At 52.9% G+C, this 9,365-nt stretch carries 1 protein-coding gene; it reads right to left on the bottom strand.

Annotated elements, in window-relative coordinates; genetic code table 11:
- A partial coding sequence (locus NLX74_RS25295) for a non-ribosomal peptide synthetase (RefSeq protein WP_254330909.1) occupies positions 1-9,365 on the bottom strand: 9,365 nt, incomplete at both ends.

Raw genomic sequence — 9,365 nt, 5'->3', positions numbered from 1 at the left:
AAACCGTTCTTGCAGCACCCGATAATCCGTCACACTGCAGCTATCCGAGCTGGTGATCAGCAGTTCCAGACTGCTCATGTCTAACCCCTGTTCATGCACATGCTGCATAAACGGTACGATCAGGGCCGGGGTCGATTCGAACACCGTAATCTGGCAATCGCGAATCCAGCCATACAAACGGCTAAAATCAATCCGGTCGTCTTTCGGACAAATAACCATCGTGCCGCCGTTATAGAGCGTCCGCGCGATATCCCCGACGAAGACGTCGAAGGAGAAGCTCGCCAGTTGCAGCAAACGTACCGGGAACTCGCTCAGACGGTAATCTCGGCGATACGCCGCAGCCGTATTCACCAAGCTGTGATGCTCGATCATGACCCCTTTCGGACGTCCCGTTGTCCCGGAGGTGTAGATCACATACGCCAGATCCTGCGGTTCGTTGATGTGATCGACGTCTGCCGTATCTCCGGTGTACAGTGACTCATCGTCCAACGCCAGTACGGTATGCAGACGCAGCACTGTTGCCGGTTCGGATGCTGCTTGGCTGTCAGACTTCGAATCTGATTTCAAGCTTACGCCTTCACTAAGGCGGTCTCTTTCCATCGTTTCAGCGCTAACCGCCGTCTCCAGCTCACTCTCATTCTTTCCTTCGCCCAGAGCCCATTGGCTTTCATTCAGCCAACCCAGTGCACGCTCCTGCAAGCCCGTTTGGGTCAACAGTATCCTCGCACCACTGTCCTCCAGCATGAAACGAATACGTTCTGACGGATAGTCTGCATCCAGCGGCACGTACGCACCGCCGGCCTTCCACACCGCCAGTACGCCGATCAACATATCCACCGAGCGTTCACTCAAGATGCCAACCATCGACTCGCGTCCAACGCCTTCGTTCCGCAATCTCCGCGCCAATTGGTTCGCGCGCTCGTTCAGTTTCCGGTACGTAAGCTGCTGCTCCTCGTACACCACCGCCACATGATCCGGTACAAGCTGCGCCTGTTCTTCCACAAAGGTATGGAATAAGGCTCCTGCCTCGACTACAGCAACATCCGATACCCCCACATCTCCAAATCCATGGATGATTTGTGCTTTTTCCTCGGCAGGTACCATATCCAAAGCTGCCAGTGGCTGTTGTGGTTGCAGTGTAATTGCACGTACGAGTTCGGTAAAATGCTGCGCCAATCGCGCAATCGTCTCAGGCTTATACAGCGCCGTGCTGTATTCCAGACGGCACAGAATGCCTTCTGGCTGCTCTATTGCATCCAAGCTCAGATCAAATTTGGCCGTATGATTTTCCAGCGGATACGAATGTAAGGTCAGACCTTCCAGCTGGAACTCCTGCTGCTCCAATGTTTTCAACTCAAACATCGTGTCAAACAGCGCATTTCGGCTCGTATCCCGCGTCAAATTCAGCTTTTCAACCAACTCTTCAAAAGGATAGTCCTGATGCTCATAAGCACTGAGCGCATGCTCCTTCACCTCTTGCAGATAATCCAGAAACGATTGGTCGCTAGACGGATAATTGCGGATTGCCAGCGTGTTGATGAAGACACCTACCAGACTCTCCAGTTCCGCATGCGGTCTTCCAGCAATCGGCGTGCCGACTACGATATCTTCTTGGCCTGTGTATTTATGCAAGAGCGTAGTGTACGCCGCCAGCAGCACCATATACAAGGTTGAACCCGTTTGCGAAGCCAGTTCTTTCAGGCGTTCGCTAACTTCACGCTCCAGTCCGAATTCGATCGTATCCCCTGCCGTACTCTGCACCGCCGGACGGGCAAAGTCGGTTGCCAGATCCAGCACAGGCACGCCGCCCCGGAAGGTACCCAGCCAGTACGCTTTCTGACGCTGCATCCACTCCTGATGGGCTTCGCTTTGCTGCCATACCGCATAATCCTTGTACTGAATCCGCAATGCCGGTAGCTCTTCACCGCCATATAAGCGGACAAATTCATCGGTCAGTACCTCCATCGACACACCATCCGAAACGATATGGTGCATATCGAGCATGAGTAAATGCTGGGATTCTTGCTCTGCTCCTTGTGCGCCCAGATCCACCAAGCCTACCCGCAGCAGCGGTGCAGCTTTCAGATCGAACGGACGGACAAACTGTCGTACCCGTTCTTGTGCTTCCTGGCTGATCGTCGTGTACGTAGCTGTATCCAAATCTGTATCCGTAGTCGCACGCTCTGCCTGTACCTTCGTATATTCCACTTCAAACGGCACGGTGTCCTCAACCCATTGCATCGGTTCATTGTCCACCAGCTCAAAGCGGGTACGCAAGGTCGCATGGCGGGCGATCAGTTGACGGAACACGTCTTCCACTCGTTTCACATCCAGCGGACCACTCACTTGCAGCACCGACGGCATGTTGTAGTTCACATCATTCGGGTCGAACTGATGCAGTACATACAGTCGTTTTTGCGCCGAAGATAACGGGTAGAAGCTGCGTTCTTCCGTTACCGGAATGGACGCATAGGTTACTTGATCCAGCTGTTCCAGTACGACTGCCAGTTGTTCAATCGTTGGTGCTTCAAAAATACTGCGTAGTGGAAGCGGCTTGTTCAGCTCCTTATGAATCTTCGAGGCCAGTGTCGTCGCCCGCAGCGAGTGTCCGCCAATCTCGAAGAAGTTTTCCTTCACACCGACCTGCGTGAGACCCAGCACATCCTGCCAAATGTGAGCCAGCTTCACTTCCACCCACGTCCGCGGTGCGACATAATCGGCTCCGGTTTGCAGGCTGCCTTCCGGTGCTGGCAGGGCTTTGCGGTCAATTTTGCCATTTGGACTCAGCGGCATTTGCTCCAGCTGTACAAAGTACGACGGCACCATGTAGCTTGGCAGCTCCCGGCCCAGCTTACTTCTCAGCTCACTGGTACCCATTTCTTGCCCGGCGACATAGTACGCCACCATTTGTTTTTGTCCCGTCTCATCCGCACGCGCCGTGACCACGGCTTCGCGTACCGATTCCACTTGGAGCAGCTGCGATTCGACCTCGCCTAGCTCAATCCGGTAACCCCGGATTTTCACCTGATGGTCGATCCGGCCCAGATATTCAATGTTCCCGTCCGGCATCCATCTCGCCAAATCGCCTGTGCGGTACATCCGTTCATAGCCTGCTTCCCCGCCTGCAAACGGGTCTTTCACAAATTTCTCGGCCGTCAGCTCTGGACGGTTCAGGTAACCGCGGGCTACGCCTACACCGCCGATGCACAGTTCTCCTGCAACCCCGATCGGTTGCAATTGCTCCGTGCCTTCCTTCACGATGTACAGACGAATATTTTGAATCGGTTTCCCGATCGGAATAACTCCATATTCCTCATCCGGCTCGCAATCGAAGTACGATACGTCCACCGTCGCTTCGGTCGGGCCGTAGAGATTGACCAGCTTCGCTCCGGCCAAGCTCGACACCAGCCGCTGGAACCGGGCCACATGCTGTGGCGGCAACGCTTCTCCACTGGCAAAGACATGGCGCAGCGTGCCCAGCTTCGTTTGCATCACTTCCCGTGGCTGCTGCTCCACGTACTCCAGGAACGCATGCAGCATGGCGGGAACAAAGTGCATCGTGCTCACGCCATCGCGGGCAATCGTGTCCACGATGTCTTCCGGGTTCTTTTCCCCGCCTACCGACAGCAAGCTCACCTTTGAGCCGACCAGCGACCACCAGAACAGCTCCCACACCGATACGTCAAAGGTGAAGGCGGTCTTTTGCAGGATTGTGTCTTCCGCACTCAAGCCGTACCGATCATGCATCCACAAAATCCGGTTCAGCACAGAATGGTGCTCCACCATCACGCCCTTCGGTTTCCCCGTGGAGCCGGAGGTATAGATGACATAGGCTACATGGTGCGGGCCAGCCAGTGGCTCCAAATTCGAACCGTCTTCGTGGTAAATGTCCTCGCGATCCAGCACCAGCACCTGGCCGCCAAAACTCAGTGACGCTTGCTCCGTCAGATGCGATTGCGTCAGCACCAGCTTCGCACCCGAATCCTCCAGCATAAAGCGGATACGGTCCGCCGGATATTCCGGATCGATGGGCACGTAGGCTCCGCCTGCTTTGAGGATTCCATAGATGCCGACGATCATGTTCAGCGAACGGTGAACCAGTATGCCTACAGGCTGATCCGGCTGAACACCTGCGGCACGCAGCGTCCGAGCCAAACGGTTCGCTCGCTCATTCAACTCCGCGTAGGTTAACGACTCCGCTCCGCACAGCACTGCCACTTGATCTGGTGTTTCCGCTACCTGCTGCTCGAACAGCGCACTTAACGTCTGATCTTGCGGATAGGCTGCCGCCGTATTCCCCCAGACCTGAACGATCTGTGCCTGCTCTTCCGGTGCCACAAATTCCAACTCATTCACTCGGATATGCGGATTGTCGATAATTTGCTCGATAACATGCAGTACATGTCCCTGCATACGCTCTATCGTGGTCCGATCGTATACATTGGCGTTATATCTGAACATGATGCGGAAGGTTTCGTCGGGCATCACAATCAAGTCCAGATCATAATTCGTTTGCTCGACAACCTGTACATTCATAATTTCAAAAGCGGACGGACGAACTTCACTAAGCTGTTCAACTTGCTCCTCTACCGGATAATTCTCGAATACCATAATGTGGTTAATCAGGTTCTGCTTCTGCTCCGTCAGCGCCTGAATTTCATACAGCGGGAAGCTGTCATAGGCTCCCGAGGCCAGTGCCTGTTCCTGCGTTTTCCGCATCACTTCCACAAAAGTGGCATTCCGTTCACTTTGAATCCGCACCGGGATCGTATTAATGAACAAACCAATCATATGCTCTACACCGGCAATATCCGTTGGACGTCCAGATACGACACTACCGAAAATAACATCCTCGTTGTTGTTATATTTCTGCAAAATAAGGCCCCACACGCTCTGCATCAGCGTATTAATCGTGACCTGCTGCTGCTTTGCAATCCGGTGTATGGCTTCGCTCCACGTTGGGTCCAGATCTACCGTTATTTTTTCAGAAACATATTCGCTGGTTTCACGTGCTATAGTGGATACCGTATTAGCCGCTTGGTTTTTCGATGAAGCATCCGATCCAGGTAACAACGTCTGCTGTTCAAAGCCCGCCAAATAGCTGCTCCAGTACTCTTTTGCCGCACGTTCATCCTGACGCTCTAGCCATTCGATATATTGGCCATATGGTGTAATCGCTACAAGCTCCGGTTGCTTCTGCTCCAGTAGCGCAAAGTACGTACCAAACACTTCACCCGTAACGAGCGATAAGCACCAGCCATCCATGACAATATGATGGAAGCTCCAGACCAAATGATACGTTTCTTCATGGGTTTGCAATACCTGTACGCGCATGAGTGCATCCGTACCAAGATTAAAGCCCCTAGCTTGGTCCTCTAGCTTAAACGCCTGGATATACGCCTGTTGCTCCGCTTCCTGCATTTCCCGTATATCCTGGAAGGAAAGGTCGCTATCTTTGTGACGGAACACGATCTGCAATGGCTCCTGACTGTGCCCTGTCTCAAACATATGGAAATTCGTCCGCAGCGCTTCATGACGCTGTGTCAGTACATCCAGACTCTTGCGGAAAATTGCAACATCAAAGCTGCCTTTTTGATCAAACGACGCTTGCTGGAAGTAGGCGCCTGACTCCGGCTCCATCAAGCTATGGAACAGCATCCCCTTCTGCATAGGCGAAAGAGCATACACATTTTCCAGCTCGCCCACAGAAGAAGTTTGCTCCGTCAATTGCTCCAGTTGCTCCAGTGTCAAGCCTTTGAACAATACATCACTTGGTGTTAGCTCACTCCGCTCTTTGGAGGCACAATGAGCGATCACTTCCTGCAAGCTTTCCTGCAGCAACTGCGCAAATTTTTCTACATTTTGCTGATGATATACCTTACTGTCATAGCGAATGTCCAGTGTCAGCGCGCCCGCTGTAATCATTCCGTTCACATTCAGCGGATGCTCCAGAACGGTATGGTCACTCATCGGCTCTCCACCTGGATGTGAGGACAGCGTGATATCCCCGTTTTCCAAGTCCTGATCAAATTGTCCCAAATAGTTAAAGCTAATTTCAGGCTGCAGGGTCCAGGAAGGATGGGCATCATGCTGAGACATATATTTCAAAATGCCGTAGCCAATGCCCTTATGCGGCACATGACGCAGATCTTCCTTCACCCGCTTGATTCGCTGCCCGACTGCTGCCTTTCCGTCCACACCCAGCAGCACCGGATACTGGCTTGTAAACCAGCCCACGGTACGGGTGATGTCGATATCTGGAACAATGGCTTCCCGGCCATGTCCCTCCAGATTGACCAGCACACGCTCCTGACCGCTCCAGTTATATACCGCTGTGCCGAGTGCGGTTAACAGCAGATCATTGACCTCGGTGTGGTACGCACGGTGTGCTTCCTGCAGCAGCAGTCGTGTTTCCTGTTCACTCCAAGCTACGCTCACCGTTGCAGTGTCTCTGATTAGAGAATGTTGTCCCTCCGCTCTCTCTTGATCCTTAGGCAACGATGCGACTTCCATTTGAGCGAGATGCTGCCAATATTCACGTTCGTTGTCGATCGCCGGACTATTCGCATATTGTGATAAGCGCTCTGCCCAAGCGGAGAAAGCCTCCGTTTTATAAGGCAGGCGAATCGCTTCTCCCCGCACGGCCTGCTCATATCCCGTGGCAAAATCCTCAAGCACAATTCGCCACGAAATCCCGTCTATGACCAAATGGTGAATGGCAATCAGTAAATGATCTCCATCCATGCAGCGGAAAAGTCCCAGCTTCACCAGCGGTCCTTCGTCCAGACGAATAGAACTTTGGATGGCATTGGCTTTCATTTCAATGGCTGCTGCAACATCTGTAATGTTTTGCACATCCGTCAGATCAATAACGTCCAGACGATACAGCTCGCCTTCGTTCAGACCGCGATTCCACGCTTCATAGCCCTGTTCGGTCTGACGGAAGATCATACGCAAAGCATCATGATGCTCCGTTACCTTGGTCACCGTTTGATGCAATGCGGCTTCATCAAAGCCTTGTGCTCTATACAGCATCACCGACTGGTTGAAATAATGTGGCTCTGCTGAGGATTGTCCAAAGAACCATTGCTGAATCGGGGTCAATCTAACTGCCCCCGAAACCACCCGCTGATCGGCTGTGCGGCTGACCTTGTGAATATGACCGCTCAGCAGCGAAATGGAAGGATATTGGAACAAATCCTTCATGTCCAGCTTGTAGCCCGCTTGCAGCAAACGGGAGGATACCTGGATCGCTTTGATCGAATCGCCGCCCAGATCAAAGAAATTATCCAAAATCCCGACTCTCTTCGCTCCTAATACAGCCTGCCAAATCGAAACCAAAGTCTGCTCCAGCACTGTGCGCGGCTCTACATAATCCGCTCCGCTTTGCAGGTTGCCTTCTGGTGCCGGCAGGGCCTTGCGGTCGATTTTACCGTTCGGTGTCAGTGGCATCTGCTCCAGCTGGATGAAATACGAAGGCACCATGTAGTTTGGTAGCTCCTCGCCCATTAAGCTGCGCAGCTCACCAGCGCTTACTTCCCGTTCAGCAACATAGTACGCCACCAGTTGGTTTTGCCCCTGTTCGTCCGCCTGGGCCAGTACGATGACCTCTTGTACGTCTTCCACTTTCAAAATTTGTGCCTCGACCTCACCCAGCTCGATCCGGTAGCCCCGGATTTTCACCTGATGGTCGATCCGGCCCAAATATTCGATGTTGCCGTCCGGCATCCATCTCGCCAGGTCACCCGTACGGTACATTCGCTCATACCCTGCTTCGCCAGCCGCAAACGGGTTCGATACAAATTTCTCAGCCGTCAGCTCTGGACGATCCAGATAACCCCGGGCCAGACCCGAACCAGACACGCACAGTTCACCCGCGACGCCTACCGGAGCCAAATGTCCATGCACATCCAGCATATATACCCGATGATTCGGCACAGGGCGTCCGATGGAAATCAGTTGTCCGGCCCTCTCATCCTCGGATACCGGCCAGATGGATGTCGCCACCGAGTTTTCGGTTGGACCGTAGCCGTTGTAGTACGCCACTTGATCCTTCCACTTGTATACCAGCTCGGTTGAGGATGCTGAACCCGCAGTGAACAGAATACGCAGGTGTGGCATCCGCTGCGGATCCAGATAGACCGCATAGGTCGGCGGCAAAGCTGCCACCGTGATGTGATGATCCGCCATATATTGCTCAAACCGCTCGTAGTTCAAAATCGTCTCTGTCGTTGGCACATACAGTGTGGCTCCACAGAACAGTGCCTGGAAGATTTCCCAGCAAGCCGCATCAAACGAGTAGCTGGCAAACAGCAACGCATGATCCGACGTACGGATTTGAAGTGTCTGATCAAAATACGTTTTCAGATTGCACAACCCGTGGTGCTCCAGCATTACGCCCTTCGGCTGCCCGGTTGTACCCGACGTATAAATGACATACGCCAAATCGTTTGGACCGGACCACGGCTCCAAATTGGAATCATCCTCGTGGTACACCGTTTGCTCCCCATCTAACACCAGCACGTGACCGTCGATAGCTGCTTTGTCCACCAGATGGCTTTGCGTCAACAGCAGCTTCGCACCCGAGTCGTCCAGCATGTAGCGGATACGCTCCTCTGGATAGGTCGGATCGATGGGGACATATGCACCCCCGGCTTTTAAAATCCCGAAGATACCTACGATCATGTCCACCGAACGCTCAGTCATCAGACCCACCAGACGATCTTTCGTCACGCCTTGACTACGCAAGATACGAGCCAAACGATTGGCGCGTGCATTCAGCTCGCGATAGGTTAATTGCTCTCCTTCGAAGAACAATGCTGTCTGCTCCGGCGTCCGCGCGGTTTGCGCCTCGAACAAGCCGTGAATCGTTTGCTCGTTTGGATATGCTACCACTGTATTTCCCCAAGCCTCAACGATTTGCTCACGCTCCTGCGCGGTTACCATATCCAGCTCATGCACCCGAATGTCCGGCTTCGCTGTTACCTGTTCCAGCAGCTGTACCAGATGACCTCGAATTTGCTCTACACTTTCCCGTTCAAAGGCCAGTGCATTATACCCAAAGCTCATGTGAATGGTGTTCCCTGGCAGCACCACCAGGTTAAAGTCATAGTTGGTCTGCTCGACAGACTCAGCTCCGATGATACTGAAGCTGGACTCATCACCGTTGCCTAATTGCTCCAATTGTTCCTCTACCGGATAGTTCTCAAAAATAAGAATATGATTGATCAAATCCTGCTTAAGCTCTGATAGCCCCTGAATTTCATACAACGGATACGTATCATAGGCATGGGAAGCAATCGATTGCTCTTGGGTTTGCTTCATCACGTCTGAGAATAAGCTGTCCACTTGACTGCGGATACGCA

The sequence above is a fragment of the Paenibacillus sp. MZ03-122A genome, assembly GCF_024213325.1.
Lineage (GTDB): Bacteria > Bacillota > Bacilli > Paenibacillales > Paenibacillaceae > Paenibacillus > Paenibacillus polymyxa_B.
The sequence above is the reverse complement of the archived record's forward strand: the minus strand, read 5'-3'. Positions and strand labels throughout refer to the sequence as shown.